Annotated in this window: 12 protein-coding genes; 7 read left to right on the top strand and 5 right to left on the bottom strand. The window is 65.6% G+C overall.

Annotated elements, in window-relative coordinates:
* The first annotated feature begins 19 nt into the window (after nt 1-19).
* The gene (locus CJ014_RS01935; RefSeq protein WP_100078822.1) at nt 20-1,102 is read left to right on the top strand and encodes an ABC transporter ATP-binding protein; all 1,083 of its coding nucleotides are present in this window, start codon (nt 20-22) and stop codon (nt 1,100-1,102) included.
* Between the two features lie 370 nt (nt 1,103-1,472).
* Here the strand turns inward: CJ014_RS01935 and CJ014_RS01930 are convergent, their stop codons facing one another.
* From CJ014_RS01930 to CJ014_RS01920, 3 genes are read right to left on the bottom strand one after another with little or no spacing between them, the layout of a single operon-like run.
* Nucleotides 1,473-2,300 carry a transglutaminase family protein gene (locus CJ014_RS01930; protein WP_100078821.1) on the bottom strand — a complete coding sequence of 276 codons (828 nt, stop codon included), beginning with the start codon at nt 2,298-2,300 and terminating at the stop codon, nt 1,473-1,475.
* A 4-nt stretch (nt 2,301-2,304) separates the two neighbouring features.
* Entirely contained in the window at nt 2,305-3,246 is a 942-nt protein-coding gene (locus CJ014_RS01925) for an alpha-E domain-containing protein (RefSeq protein ID WP_100078820.1), read from the bottom strand.
* 4 nt (nt 3,247-3,250) lie between these two features.
* Nucleotides 3,251-4,708 (bottom strand): circularly permuted type 2 ATP-grasp protein, encoded by a 1,458-nt coding sequence (locus CJ014_RS01920; protein WP_100079312.1) that lies wholly within the window; start codon nt 4,706-4,708, stop codon nt 3,251-3,253.
* A 263-nt stretch (nt 4,709-4,971) separates the two neighbouring features.
* Between CJ014_RS01920 and CJ014_RS01915 the strand changes: the two genes are divergently transcribed.
* A complete protein-coding gene (locus CJ014_RS01915; RefSeq protein ID WP_100078819.1) occupies nt 4,972-5,778 on the top strand; it encodes a PRC-barrel domain-containing protein in 807 nt (268 codons plus the stop codon).
* Between the two features lie 183 nt (nt 5,779-5,961).
* On the opposite strand, the gene CJ014_RS01910 is transcribed toward CJ014_RS01915, so the two are convergent.
* Nucleotides 5,962-7,080, bottom strand: a complete 1,119-nt coding sequence (locus CJ014_RS01910; RefSeq protein ID WP_100078818.1) for an ABC transporter ATP-binding protein — start codon at nt 7,078-7,080, stop codon at nt 5,962-5,964.
* Between the two features lie 161 nt (nt 7,081-7,241).
* Nucleotides 7,242-8,444, bottom strand: coding sequence for an ROK family transcriptional regulator (locus CJ014_RS01905; RefSeq protein ID WP_100078817.1), 1,203 nt, complete (start codon nt 8,442-8,444; stop codon nt 7,242-7,244).
* 253 nt (nt 8,445-8,697) lie between these two features.
* On the opposite strand from CJ014_RS01905, the gene CJ014_RS01900 reads away from it, so the two are divergent.
* Genes CJ014_RS01900 through CJ014_RS01880 form a run of 5 tightly spaced genes read left to right on the top strand, consistent with a single transcriptional unit; the run spans nt 8,698 to nt 14,407 of the window.
* Nucleotides 8,698-9,600: an ROK family protein gene (locus CJ014_RS01900; RefSeq protein WP_245426979.1), complete on the top strand. Its 903-nt coding sequence runs from the start codon at nt 8,698-8,700 to the stop codon at nt 9,598-9,600.
* Nucleotides 9,597-11,363 (top strand): glucosidase family protein, encoded by a 1,767-nt coding sequence (locus CJ014_RS01895; RefSeq protein WP_100078815.1) that lies wholly within the window; start codon nt 9,597-9,599, stop codon nt 11,361-11,363. Before CJ014_RS01900 ends, CJ014_RS01895 begins: the two co-directional genes overlap by 4 nt.
* A 34-nt stretch (nt 11,364-11,397) precedes the next feature.
* Nucleotides 11,398-12,642, top strand: coding sequence for an ABC transporter substrate-binding protein (locus tag CJ014_RS01890; RefSeq protein WP_100078814.1), 1,245 nt, complete (start codon nt 11,398-11,400; stop codon nt 12,640-12,642).
* The gene (locus CJ014_RS01885; protein ID WP_245426977.1) at nt 12,639-13,592 is read left to right on the top strand and encodes a carbohydrate ABC transporter permease; all 954 of its coding nucleotides are present in this window, start codon (nt 12,639-12,641) and stop codon (nt 13,590-13,592) included. Before CJ014_RS01890 ends, CJ014_RS01885 begins: the two co-directional genes overlap by 4 nt.
* Nucleotides 13,592-14,407, top strand: coding sequence for a carbohydrate ABC transporter permease (locus CJ014_RS01880; protein ID WP_100078813.1), 816 nt, complete (start codon nt 13,592-13,594; stop codon nt 14,405-14,407). Before CJ014_RS01885 ends, CJ014_RS01880 begins: the two co-directional genes overlap by 1 nt.
* Nucleotides 14,408-14,473 lie beyond the last annotated feature (66 nt).

Raw genomic sequence — 14,473 nt, 5'->3', positions numbered from 1 at the left:
TCGAAGCGGAAATCCCATCATGAGCGACGTTACCCTCAGGGATGTGAGGAAGTCTTTCGGCGTGGTCGAGATCATCAAGGGCGTCGACCTCGACATCAAGTCGGGCGAGTTCGTCGTCTTCGTCGGCCCGTCGGGCTGCGGCAAGTCGACGCTGCTGCGCATGATCGCCGGCCTCGAGACCATCACCGCCGGCGAGCTCGACATCGGCGGCAACCGGATGAACGAGGTCGACCCCTCGCAGCGCGGCATCGCCATGGTATTCCAGAGCTACGCCCTCTATCCGCACATGACGGTGCGCGAGAACATGGGCTTTGCGCTTCGCTTCGCCGGCCTGCCCAAGGCGGAGATCCGCAAGCAGGTCGACGAGGCGGCGCGCATCCTCGAGCTCGAGCCGCTGATGGACCGCAAGCCGAAGGCATTGTCCGGCGGCCAGCGGCAGCGCGTCGCCATCGGCCGCGCCATCGTCCGCCACCCCAAGGTGTTCCTGTTCGACGAGCCGCTCAGCAACCTCGACGCCGAGCTGCGCGTCCACATGCGCATCGAGATCGCCAAGCTGCACCGCGACCTCGGCGCCACCATCATCTACGTCACGCACGACCAGGTGGAGGCGATGACGCTGGCCGACAAGATCGTCGTGCTGAGGTCCGGCATCGTCGAACAGGTGGGCGCGCCGCTCGAACTCTACGACAACCCGGCCAACCTGTTCGTCGCCGGCTTCATCGGCTCGCCGAAGATGAACTTCCTGAAGGGCGTGGTCGAGGGCGGCGGCGCCGGCCGCGCCGACATCCGCCTGCCCGACTTCGGCGGCGCCGTGGTGCCGGTGGCGCTGAAGGGCGAGGCGCCGGCCGCCGGCGCGCCGGTCACCCTGGGCATCCGTCCGTCGCAGTTCACCGAAAGCGGCGACGCCGCGCTGCCGGTCACCGTCGACATGATGGAGCATCTCGGCGCGGAAACGCTGATCTACGCCCGCTCCTCGGCCTCCGACCTCGTCACCATCGCCAGCCAGAGCCGGCCGGACATCCGGCTCGGCGACACGCTGACCGCCCGCTTCCCGTCGTCCGGAGCGCTGTTGTTCGGCGCCGACGGCAAGCGCATCTACTGACGATCCCCTCCGTCGCCAGGAACAGCAAGGCCGGGCACCCGTCTCAGGGTCCCGGCCTTCGCGCTTTCGGCTTCGCAGTCGGATGTAGCTCATCCGAGATAAGTAACTGTTTTATATATAATTTTCTGTCATCCTCCGCGAAGGCGGAAGACCTCAGGCCGAATGGAATGCGACGCCGCTATCGGGCTCCTTTTGTACGAAGGTAGATCACGCTGGAGACGGCGCCTGATATCCGCCCTGTATCTTATTCTGCCTGAGATCCTCCGCCTTCGCGGAGGAAGACAATTTATATAATTGAATTCACTATATAAATTTCGTCGTGGCCTGCTTCCGCGAACCATCTCGAACCGGAAAAGACAACCGGACTCCCTCAACCCAACCGATCGGCCGCAGCCGTCACCGTCACCACGGCGGGAGCGCCGCCGCGGTCGGCCGCGCGGACCCAGGCGGCGCCCGACTGGTCGAGCGCCGAGGCGACGCGCACGTAGGCGTCGGTCGGGCAGGTATCGTTCGCCGCATCGAAGCCAACCCAGCCGAGGCCGGGGATCAGCGCCTCCGCCCAGGCGGCCAGCGCGCCGGTGGCCGTCGCCTCCTCCTGCCAGAGATAGCCGGAGACGAAGCGGGCCGGCAGCGACAGGCCGCGCGCCGTGGCGATGAACAGGTGGGCGAGGTCGGCCGGCGTGCCGCGCGCCTCGGCCAGCACATCCTCGGCGGCGACCTCGCGCACGCCCGACAGTTCGGCCGGATCGGCGGCGAGCGCCTCCACCTCGTCGTGGATGAGGTGCATCAGCTTGTGGCAGAGGTCGAGCGGCGTGCCGTCGGAAAGCGCCCGCACCTTGTCGGCAAGCGACAGGATGGTCGGCGTGCGCAGGGTGACGCGCGTCTCGCGCAGGAAGACGGCCGGCGGAATGCGGTCGAGCGGCGCGCCCTGCAGCACGCCGGCGGTGTCGTCCACCTCCACCTCGCCCTCGGCGGCGATGGCCACCTCGTCGAGCGACCCTTCGATGGCGCAGTCGTAGACGATGTTGCCGAAGGCGTCGGACGAGCGGGCCTGCCGGCAGTCGCCGGTGACGTCGAGATGCCAGGCGCGCACATATTGCCCGTCGAAGGTGCGCGGACAAAGATGCAGCGACCGGCTGGCCAGCGTGACCGGCTCGTCGTAGCGGGCGACGATGTCGTGACGGATGCGCAGGCGCATCGGCTTACCCCAGATACTGCTCGGCGATGGCGTTGCCGAGGTTGGCGTTGTCGAGGATGAAGCGCTCGAGGAATTCCTTGAGGCCGATGGCGAACAGGCCGGGCAGCGTCGTGTCCTGCAACTGGCTGAGCAGCATGCGCGCCTTGCGCTGGCTCGCCCCTTGCCGGCCGTAGTCGCGCGACAGGCTGTCGAGGTTGAGCGTGACGTTCTCGTAGCAGGACACCAGCGAGCGCGGCATTTCCGCCCTGAGGATCAGGAACTCGGCGACCAGGTTGGGCTTCAGGTTGTCGCGATAGACCCAGTGGTAGGAGGTCAGCGCCGACACCGAACGCAGGATCCACGACCACTGGAAATAGTCGGAACTGCCGCCGACCGACGGCCGGTTCGGGTCGAGCACGTCGGCCTTGAGCGCCAGCACGCGGGCGGTGAAGTCGGCGCGCTCGATGAAGGTGCCGAGGCGCAGGAAATAATAGGCGTCGTTCCTCAGCATCGTCCGGTAGGCCGAGCCGTCGAAGCGCAGCGACAGCTCCTTCACCCGCGACAGGAAGTCCGACAATTCCTGCCGGGTCAGGTTGGGGCTGTTGACGCCGCGCGTCTCCATCCAGCCGGAATTGATGGTCTCCCACATGTCCATGGTCAGCGCCGTGCGTACCGAGCGGGCGTTGGCGCGGGCGACGTCGAGGCAGTTGCGGATCGACGACGGGTTGGCATGCGAGAAGGCGAGGTAGTCGATGACGGTGCGCTGCGTCGCCTCGGCGTGCTGCTGGTGGAACAGGTCGAGCGTGCCGGTGCCGTCGACCGCCATCTCCCATTCGTTGCGGCCGCCCTCGGCGGTGATCGGCGTGGCGGAGAGGCGGGTGGCGGCCTCGATGAGCCGGGCGGTGTTCTCGGCGCGCTCGACGTAGCGGGCGAGCCAGTAGAGGCTGTCGGCGTGGCGGCTCAGCATGGCATCAGCCCCCCGCCTGCGATTGCGACTGGGATTGTCCGTCCGGCGGCGGCGCGCCGTCCGCCGGGTCCGCGATGATCCAGGTGTCCTTGGTGCCGCCGCCCTGGCTGGAGTTGACCACCAGCGATCCTTCCTTCAGCGCCACGCGGGTCAGCCCGCCGGGCACGATGCGCACCTTGTCGGCGCCGGTCAGCACGAAGGGACGCAGGTCGATGTGGCGCGGCGCAACGCCGTCGCCGACGAAGGTCGGCGAGGTGGAGAGCGCCAGCGTCGGCTGGGCGATGAAACCGTCGGGATCGGCGATCAGCTTGGCGCGGAAGGCCTCGATCTGCTCTTTTGTCGATTTCGGGCCGACCAGCATGCCGTAGCCGCCCGAGCCCTGCACCTCCTTGACCACCAGTTCCGGCAGGTGATCGAGCACGTAGCGGAGGCAGTCCGGCTCGCGGCAGCGCCAGGTCGGCACGTTCTTCAGGATCGGCTCCTCGCCGAGATAGAAGCGCACGATCTCCGGCATGTAGGTGTAGATGGCCTTGTCGTCGGCGACGCCGGTGCCGACCGCGTTGGCCAGCGTCACGTTGCCGGCCCGGTAGGCCGAGATCAGGCCGGGGATGCCGAGCACCGAATCCGGCCGGAACACCATGGGGTCGAGAAAATCGTCGTCGATGCGGCGGTAGATGACGTCGACGCGCTTCGGCCCGCGCGTCGTGCGCATGTAGACCACCTCGTCGAGCACGAAGAGATCGCGGCCCTCCACCAGCTCCACGCCGAGCTTGTCGGCGAGGAAGGAGTGCTCGTAATAGGCCGAGTTGAGCGGCCCCGGCGTCATCAGCACCACCGTCGGCTCGGCCGGCGCCGAGGCGGGCGCCAGCGAGCGGAGCGAGGCCAGGAGTTCGTCCGGGTAGTTCTCGACCGGCTGGATGCGCGTCTCGGCGAACAGGTCCGGGAACAGGCGCATCTGCACGTCGCGGTTCTCCAGCATGTAGGAGACGCCGGAGGGCGTGCGGGCATTGTCCTCGAGAACGTAGAAGTCCTTGTCGTCGGTGCGGATGATGTCGATGCCGGCGATCTGCACGTAGACGTCGTGCGGCAGCTTGAGACCGACCATTTCCGGCCGGAAGGCGGGGTTCTGGTAGACGAGGTCGGCCGGCACGATGCCGGCCCGGATGATCTCGCCCGCCCCGTAGACGTCGGCGAGGAACCGGTTGAGCGCGGTCACGCGCTGCGTCAGCCCTTTCGACAGCGTCGCCCACTCGCTGCCGGTCAGCACCCGCGGCACGATATCGAAGGGAATGATGCGCTCCTCGGCCTCGGCGTCGCCGTAGACGGCGAAGGTGATGCCGATCCTGCGAAACAGGAATTCCGCTTCTTTCTGAAGGCGCTTGAGATTTTCCGGGTCGGAGCTGTCGAGCCAGGCCTGGATGGTCCTATAGGCGGATCGGACGCCCTGCCCGAACCCGTGCATCTCGTCGAAAGCCGGCAATCCCGTTCCTCCGCCGTTTCCTTAGCATTGCTGCCGTTGATGAATTAAGCGGCAAACTACCCGGAAGGGCAAGAAACATCATGGAGCAAACGGGGGTAGCATCTGCCTATAGAATAGGCAGATCACACCGGATCGGCAGCGCCATGCCGATGCGCCGGCCCACCTCCCCCCGCGTCGAGAAATTCTGGAACCTTCGATGTTCCCAGGGGTTGGTAGCCCTCAACCAGCTAGAAAGGGATTCGATCATGAAAACTCGTCTTCTTCCCGTACTGCTGCTCACCGCTGCCTTCCCGCTTGCCGCGGTCGCGCAGGACACCGGCACGCCGCCTGGCACGACGCCTGAGACGACCCCCGGCACGACGGACACCACCCCCGGGGTGACCCCGACCCAGCCGACCGACGACACCAATTCCACGACCGATCCCAGCGGCACCACTCAGCCGGACACGACCAGCCCGGCCGCCACCCCGGCGCCGTCGACCGACGACACCGGTCCGGCGACGGACAGCGGCAGTGCCGCGCCCACCGATCAGAGCGCGTCCACCACCACCGGCGAGACCTTCGTGACGGTCCCGGAAACCGGCGCCTGGCGCGTCAGTGACCTGCAGGGCAAAACCGTCTACGGCTCGGAAGGCTCGAACATCGGCGAAATCAGCGACGTTCTCGTCAGCCAGAACGGCAGCGTGAACGCCGTGATCATCGGCGTCGGCGGTTTCCTCGGCATTGGCCAGAAGGACGTTGCCGTCAACATCAGCGCCCTCCAGCTCGGACCGGGCGACACGCAGGAAAAGGCCGATGCGGTAGCGAATTCAATGCCGGATACCACGACCGCTCCGACTGGTGCGGTACCCGACGCCTCGGCCACGCCCGGTCAGGATACGACGGCCATGGGCGGCGCGGGCGTCGCGGCGGATCAACCCCCGGCCAATCCCGACGTGCCCGCCGACACAGCAAAAATCGGTGACGACGCGCTCCCCGACAGGATCATCCTCAACGTCACGCGCGAGGAGCTTGAAAAGGCCCCGGCGTTCGAAGGGGTACGGCCGCAGTAACCCCGACATCACGCGAAGATTGACACCGAAGGCCTCCGCGAACCAATCGCGGGGGCCAATCTATACTCGGCTCTATAGTAGGTTGCTTTGCCAGGACCAGCCCGGCATTCGAGCCGCTATCCTCGACGACCGTAAGCCCCGATGAGCTGCAAGCCTTTCAGGCTGGCATGGGATGGGTCGGATCTACCTTTCTCGTTCGGATGCTGCGCAGGAGAAGCGCAGGCCGCTGTCGCGGCGGAAGAGATGGCAACGCGCGAGCGGGATGACGACGGCCAGTGTATCGCCCTCGCCGACAGACACATGGTTGGGCAGGTGCAGCACGACATCGGCTTCATTGCCGACGATCTTGCCGTAAACGTAGGTCTCCGTCCCGACGCTTTCGGCGTAGTCGACCTTGAAGGCCGCGGAAGTCTCGCCGTCGCCGGCCAGCCGCTTCTCGAAGTGATTGGGCCGAATGCCGAGGGTGACGGCATCGCCCGCCCGAGCGTCGGCTCCGTCGACGGCGAGCGATAGTCGACCGAAGCCTCCGACCTCGACATCGACGCGGTCCGGCAATGCAGCGACGATGCGGCCTTCGAAAAAGTTCATGCGCGGCGAGCCGATGAAGCCGGCCACGAACTTGTTGGCCGGTCGCTCGAACAGTTCGAGGGGAGGACCGAACTGCTCGACACGGCCGCCATTCAGCACGGCGATGCGGTCGGCCATCGTCATGGCTTCGATCTGATCATGGGTTACGTAGATCATGGTCGCGCCCAGGCGCTTGTGAAGACGGCTGATTTCGCCGCGCGTCTGGACGCGCAAGGCGGCGTCGAGGTTGGAAAGCGGCTCGTCGAACAGAAAGATCGAGGGATCGCGGACGATGGCGCGACCGATGGCGACGCGCTGACGCTGGCCGCCCGATAGCTCGCGCGGCTTGCGGTGCAGCAACGGCTCGATCTCGAGCATGCGCGCCGCTTCGATGACCCGACGCTCGATCTCGTCCTTCGGCTTCTTCAGATTTTCAAGGCCGAAGGACAGATTCTTCATGATCGTCATATGCGGGTAAAGCGCATAGGACTGGAAGACCATCGCCACACCGCGCTTGGCCGGGGTGAGGTCGGCGACATTGCGGTCGCCGATCCGGATGGCACCGCCGGTTACTTTATCAAGGCCGGCGATCAGCCGCAGCAGCGTCGATTTGCCGCAACCGGACGGACCGACCAGCACCACGAATTCGCCGTCCCTGACCTCCAAGTCGACGCTCTGAATAATCCGGAGCGCGCCAAAATCCTTGACGACGCCTTCAAGGGCAAGACTTGCCATGACAGTCCCTTCCCATCTGTCTGCGGCATGGAGGGACCGAACTCTCGCATGCGTTTGCCACGCTCTTCCGAAGCGTCCCTACCCTCACCATCGACCAATCTAATTAGTTCGTCAAGATGACGAATACAAAAGAGACCGTGGCGTGTCTGACGATCGATCGCTTACCGCCTCGCCTGTGGCAGGCGCAGCGGCTGAGGCAGATCCTGCGGGCTGAACAGCAGATTGTGCGCTTGGTTTAGGGCGATGGCGACCGAACCGTGGAGCGTTGCCGCCTGGCCGAGCGCGCTGGCCTCGACGGCGATGGGGCGGCGGCTGTGGAGAGGCAACTGGGCGCCGATCAACTTCACCATCGCCGGATTGCGGCCGATGTTGCCGCCGAGCACGATCTTCTTGGGATCGAGGAGGGCACTGACGGAAACGACCATCAGCGCGGCGATACGAGCGGTTTCCCTCATCGTCTGCAGGGCCGTCTCGTCTCCGGCCTCGGCCCGCGACAGGATGTCGCGCACCGTCAATCCCGCTTGGCCGCCGAGACCCTGATAGCGCTCGCGGATGCTGCGGGCGCCGATCGCGCTTTCGAGGGCGCCGCGCTCGAGACTCTCGGCCGAGCAGGGATCGGCACCGAAGGGAAGATAGGAGATTTCTCCGGCGGCGCCGGTGGCGCCGCGCAGGAGCTTGCCGTTGACGAGCGCGCCGAGGCCGATGCCGGTGCCGAGTGACACAAAGGCAACCTCATCGATACCTACCGCGCAACCGCGCCAGGACTCGCCGATGACGGCGGCATTGACGTCGTTCTCGATGACGATGTCGCATTCCATCTGCTTGCGCAGCACGGCCGGGATATCGAAGTCGTCCATATCGGCAAAGTTGGGGGCCAGCGACAGTGTGCCGACCTCCGGATCCACGACGCCGGGGGTGGCAACGGCGGCCAGCAGGATCTTGCCGGGATCCAGCCGGCAGAGGGAGAGCAATTCGTCCTTGAGCTGGCCGAGCTGGATGAAGAGATGCAGGCCGCCACGACTATCGGCCGCAGCCTCGATGACCTTGAGGATGTCGCCGACCATGTTGGCGACCGCAAGGCGGATGGTTGTCGCGCCAAGATCGACGCCGACGACGAAACCGGCGTCGGGCGTCACTTCGTAAATGATGGCAGAGCGACCGACCCGGCCGGACGTGACGCCCTTGGCCTGCACCCATCCGCTTCCTTCGAGCGCGCGGATCACTTCCGACATGGTCTGCTTGGACAGGCCGGTGATTCTAGCCAGCTCCGTGCGCGACGTTGCGCCATGGTTGAGTAGAACGTCCATGACCGACCGAACGGAAATCTGGCGAAGGACCGGGGGAACGGCATCGTCGAGTGTCATGTGGATCAAGGTCTCCGGGTGGGGTGATCCCTTAATGCAGCGCGGCCAGGTCGCGGACAACATCCTATTGCGCTTCCTGACGAACGATGCCGCGGCTTCTCCAAACGGCCTGTTGACAGCCTCAACATGCAGCCATATTAATTCGTCACCGTGCCGAATAAATTAGAACGGGAATGGCGAATTGTCAAAGTCGTCGCTGAGCCTCGGTGGCATACCTCCCAACGATGTTGTGAAAAGCGACGACGACGGTGTCGTGATCGGCATTGATCTCGGCGGAACCAAGATCCTCGGCGGCGTCGCCGCACTCGACGGCAGCATCCTGGCGACCGACGAGCGACCGACCCGTCACGGTGCCGAAATCCCAGTGCTGCGCCAGATCGTCGAGCTCTCGGACGAGCTGTGTTGGCGCGCCGGCGTCGAGCGGTGCCGAGTCGCGCAAGTGGTGGTCGGCGTCCCCGGGGCGGTGTCGCCGTCGACCGGACTGGTATCGCTGTCGCCCAACCTGGCCCTGCCGGACGATCGGCCGCTGCACGGCCTCCTCGCAGATGGCCTGGGCTGCCCTGTGCGGGTGGAAAACGACGTCAATCTCGCCGCCTACGGCGAGGCGGACCAGCGCCGTCTCGACGCCGGTGCGCTGGCTTTCATTTCTTTCGGCACCGGCGTCGGCATGGGCTTGGTGATCGGCAATACCATCGTGCGCGGCGCCAGTGGCCGAGCCGGCGAGATTGCCTTCTTGCCGCACGGCGACTTGCCGCACCTTGCCTCCTGCCGCTCGGACAGCGGCCTCTTCGAAGACAATGTCGGCTCGCCGGGTATCCGCGCCCTCTATGGCGACGACGGCGTGTCGGTGGCCGAGATCTTCAACCGAGCCGGCCGTGGCGAGGCAAGGGCGCAGTCGGTGATCGAGGATGTCGCCCGGATCGCTGCCGTCGGCATCGCCTCGGTGCAGGTACTTATCGATCCCGATGTCATCGTCCTCGGCGGCAGCATCGGCGTGCAGGCCTCCTTCCTCGCCGACGTCCGCCGCCACGCTGGCCAGCTTTTACCCTATCCACCGGTGATCGAGACCAGCGCCCTCGACCGTGCCGCCGGCATGGTGGGCGCCGTCCGCCTCGCCGCCGCGCTGGTCCGACCGGTACGGAGGGACGCATCATGATCGACGCCATATCCGAAGCCCGGCGCGACGGCGCCCTGCGTCTGACCGCCCGGACCGATGGTCAGGTGACCTCCAGCGAAGCGGTACAGCTGCCGATCATGGCGCCACGCCTGCAGGCCGACCTCGCACCCGATGGCTATCTCAAATTGGCGCTCTGGGGCTCCGGCACGCTGGCCACGCTGCGCTTCACGGGCTGGGCCGGCCCTTATGTCTATGCGCCTAATAGGGTGATGGCGGTCGGCGGCGGCGCCTGCGTCGCCCAGTCGGTGCCGGCGATGGTCCTGCGCAATGCCCGGCTGAGGTCGCTGGTGCCGGCCACCCGCTCGGCCTGGTGGAGCGATCCGGCACCACGCAAGCCGATCGGCCATGCTGGCGACCGCCGCATCGCCGAGACCGGCTGGGGCGTGGTGATCGTCGAAACCCGCGGCGACGATCTGGTCGTTGCCGTCGGTGTCGACGCCGCCGAGGCGGAATCGGGTCTCTTGCTGTCCAGCGAAGCGATCGTCGCCGAGGCCGACGCCTACGTTGCCCGTTGCGATCGGTTGCCGGAAGGCGATCCCGAGTTGCGCAGCATGGTATCGCAAGGCATCCATGCCGCGCTCTCCAGCATTCGCAGGAACGAGCGGGGCGCCTTTGCCGGCCTCGCCGCCGGCCAGGCCTATAGTGCGCCGGCCCGCACCTACTATCGGGACGGCTACTGGACCCATCAGGCGCTGCTGGCGATCTGCCCGGACGTTCTCCGCGATCAGATCGACATTCTCGCTTCCGGCCTGCAGCCGGACGGCGAGGCGCCGAGTGGTGTCATCCTCACCGGTCCCGCCCAGTCGGTAGCCTGGGAGAGGGTCAGAGCGTCGCACTCGATCATCAAGGAAGAGCACCTGCGGCCCGGCGACTGGTGGAGCGACCATTTCGACAGTCCTCTCTTCTTCGTCCTGACCGTCGGCGACTACGTGCGGACGACGGGCGACACGGAACCGCTTGCTCGCCATCTTTCCCGAATTCGCGCCATCTATCGGCGTTATCTCGGCTTCGCGGCGGCTGACGGCCTGCCGCTCAAGCCGCGCCATGATCGCGACTGGGCCGACAACGTCTACCGCGGCGGCTATGTCGCCTACGATCTTGGCCTGTGGATCGGCGCCCTCGACGTCATCGCCAGGTATTGTCCGGCATTCGACGCCGAACTTGCCGCCGCCGCCGCTCGTTCGGCGGCCAGCGCCCGTGCTTCGCTCGAAAAGGCGCTGTTGCAGGCAAGCGGCTGGTTTGCCGACTATCGGGAGAAGGATGGCTTCGTCGAGGATCACCTGACACTCGACAGCCTGACGCTGCTGCGCTTCGACGCCGTCTCCGAGGCGCGGGCCGTCGAGGTGCTGGACCATGTGGCCCGCCGTCTGGAAAGTCGTAGCAACCACGAGCAACCTTACGGCGACTGGGGCGTGATGTGCGCCTTTCCGCCCTTCAAGCGGCGCAGCGACACGCGCGCCAAGACGGCCTTCGCCTATCGCTACCACAATGGATCGGACTGGCCCTACCTGTCCGGCCTTTACGCCGGCGAGCGGTTGCGGCGCGGCCTTGCCGGCTGGCGCTATCCGCTGACGCGCTGGTGGCGCACTTGTCTCGAAAACGGCTGGATGGGGGCGGTCGAGTATTTCTCGCCGCCGTTCGGACGAGGATCTCTCCTGCAGGGATGGAGCAGCATGCCGGCCGCTGTGGCTCTGGCGCACCGTGCTCGCGTTCTTGCCGGCGATGAGGAAGCCGGCCCGTAGCGGCCGGTGTTACAGCAGCAGAAGAGGGGATGTCATGAAAAAGCTAAGCCTGCTCTCGACGGTCACGCTTGCCGCGTCCATTCTGTTCAACCCACTGGCACACGCCTCGCAGCTCAAGGTGCTCTGGTATATCGGCGCCGATGCCGAGGAGCAGTCCATCAAGGAAGCGCTGGCCGCCTATACCGCCAAGAACCCCGAAACCACCTTCGACCTGCAGATCGTGCCCTATGACGGCATCGAGCAGAAGTTCTCGCAGTTCGTCGCCTCCGGCACCGCTCCCGACATTACCAAGACGTCGTCGATGCGGCCGATCATCCGGCCCTATCTCGTCGACCTCAAGGAACACTTCGGGCCCGACTATCTCAAGGACTTTGTTCCCGGCTGGGCGATGGGTGCCGAACTCGGCGACCAGGTGATCGCCGCGCCGCTCCTGGTGACGGCCACCGGCATCCTGCTCAACAAGTCGGCCTTCGACAAAGCCGGCATCGCCATCCCGCCCGCTGACAAGGGCTGGACCTGGGACGAGTTTCTGCAAGCGATCAAGACGGTCCAGGAGAAGGCCGGCGTCCGCTATCCGCTGGTCTGGGACGTGTCGGCCAGCCGCTGGATCATCCACGAGTTCCAGTACGGCAACCACATCTACTCGGAAGAGGCGCCCTACAAGGTGGTGATGGACGACGCCAAGTGGACCGAAACGCTCGACAAGTTCATCGACATCACCAAGAACTACATGCCGCCCGGACAGTGGTCAGGTTCGTCGTCGGACAACCCCAAGCAGCTCTTCACCAACGGACAGGCGGTCGCCTGGATGTCGGGCAGCTGGCAGGTCTCTGGCCTTGCCGCCGATGCCAAGTTCGACTGGCAGGCCGGCCCGACGCCTTACGGCACCGTCAAATCGTCGATTTTCGGCGGCGACTACGTCATGGCTTTCAACACCGGCGAGCACATCAAGGAAGCGACCGACTTCATCAAGTGGCTGACCTCGCCGGAAGGCCAGGCGATCTTCTGCAAGGCGCCGATGTACATCCCGGCCAACCTCAATACCGGCCCCATCGACACAGGCAGCGACAAGGCGACGGCAGCCCTCGCGGCCATGCAGAAGGAACTGGCCGACAGCCCGACCTACGCGGCCACCGACCAGGGCAACGAGGCCATGCAGTATGTCTGGGACACCATCAAGCAGTCGGTCGTCCAGGCGGTCACCGGCCAGCTGACCAGCGCCGAGGCTGTCGCCAAGATCCACAAGGCGGCCGACGAGTCGCTCGAGGCGTCGAAGTGACGGCGACCCTGCCATCGGCAACCGACATCCCGCCGGCGAGCGTCAGCTCGCCGGCGGGATGGATCGCCCGGGTCAGGCAGGGCGGGTTTGCCTATCTGCTGCTGCTGCCCACCGTCGGCATGTTGACGATCTTCACGCTCTATCCGTTGCTCCAGGGCCTGTTCATGGCCTTCTACAAGCGCGGCGTGGTGGTAGCCGAAAGAGTGCCGAGCTCCTGGCCGAAATTCGTTGGCCTCGACAATTTCGCGACGCTGGCCCGCGATCCGGAATTCCTGGCCACGCTGCTCAAGACTATCGGCTTCGTGGTCGTCGCGGTGCCGCTGCTGACGGTCACCTCGCTGGCGCTCGCGCTGCTGCTCAAGCCGGTTTTCCGATCGGTCGGCTTCGTCCGGGCGGTGGTGTTCTTCCCCAAGATGGTCAGCCTGCTCATCATCGGCATCATCTGGAAGTGGATGTTCGGCTACAATTCAGGCGTCGTGAACTACGCGCTGTCGCTGATCGATATCGCGCCGGTACCATGGATCGAGCACGACGTCATGGCCCAGATTGCCGTGGTGGTGGTCTGGGTATGGGCCAACGCCGGGTTCTACATGATGATCCTGATCGCCGGTCTCGGCGCCATTCCTGACGATCTCTATGAGGCAGCCGCGATCGACGCGGCGACACCCTGGCGGGCCTTCGTCAGGATCACCCTGCCGCTTCTCAAGCCTACTCTCGCCCTCGTCGTCCTGCTGTCCTCGGTCGAGGCGTTCAAGGTCTACGAACTGGTGGTGTCGCTGACGGCCGGGGGGCCGGGCCGGTCGACCGTCTACCTTATCCAGCTCATCTACGAGACTGCCTTCACCAAACCCAATCAGGCCGGCGTCGCCGCCGCCCAGTCGCTGGTGCTGTTCGTCATGCTGCTGGTGCTGTCGGTCGCCCAGCTCCGTTTCCAGAAAGGACGCGCCTGATGGTCATGGCACGATACGTCCGCCTGCCCTGCGTGGCGCTCGTCCTGATTCTGTTCATCACGCCACCGCTCTGGCTGTTGTTCTCGGCGCTCAAGCCGGCGACGGAAATCTTCGCCTGGCCACCGTCGCTGTGGCCGCACCAGCCGACGCTCGAGAACTTCGTGCGGGCATGGTCGCAGGACAATTTCGCCCGCTTCTTCATGAACTCGACCTTCGTTTCGACCATCTCGGCGGCGCTGTCGGTGGTGACGGCGGTGATGGCCGGCTACGCGCTGTCGAAATTCCGCTTTCCAGGCGAAACCTTCTTCTTCCTGCTGATCATGTCGGCGCTGATGATCCCGCTGCAGATCATCCTGATCCCGATCTTTCTGGTGCTGAGAGATCTTCACCTGCTCAACTCGCTGTGGGGCGTCATCCTCGCACCCGCGGCGACACCGACCGGCGTCTTCATCATGCGGCAGTATATCCGCGGCATTCCCGACAGCCTGCTCGAGGCGGCCCGCATGGACGGCACCAGCGAGTGGCGCATCCTGTGGCGGATCATCGTGCCGCTGTCGATCCCGGCCATCGCCACGCTGACGGCCTTCACCTTCGTCGACCGCTGGAACGACTATCTGTGGTCCTTCCTGATCATCAACGACCGCTCCCAGTGGACCGTGCAGTTGGCGCTGGCCAGCAACGTCGGCCAATGGGACATCAACTGGCCGCGCCTTCTCTCCATGTCGGTACTGTCGGTGGTGCCGACCGGCCTGCTGTTCGTCAGCCTGCAGCGCTTCTTCATGAGCGGCCTGCTGGCGGGCGCCACCAAGGAGTGACATCCAAGTCCCAGGAAGCGGCTGGATGGATCGATCAACCGACCTGCGGACGGCGCGGGTTTCCTC

The sequence above is a fragment of the Pleomorphomonas carboxyditropha genome (genome assembly GCF_002770725.1).
In the GTDB taxonomy this organism is placed as follows: Bacteria; Pseudomonadota; Alphaproteobacteria; order Rhizobiales; family Pleomorphomonadaceae; genus Pleomorphomonas; species Pleomorphomonas carboxyditropha.
The sequence above is the reverse complement of the archived record's forward strand: the minus strand, read 5'-3'. Positions and strand labels throughout refer to the sequence as shown.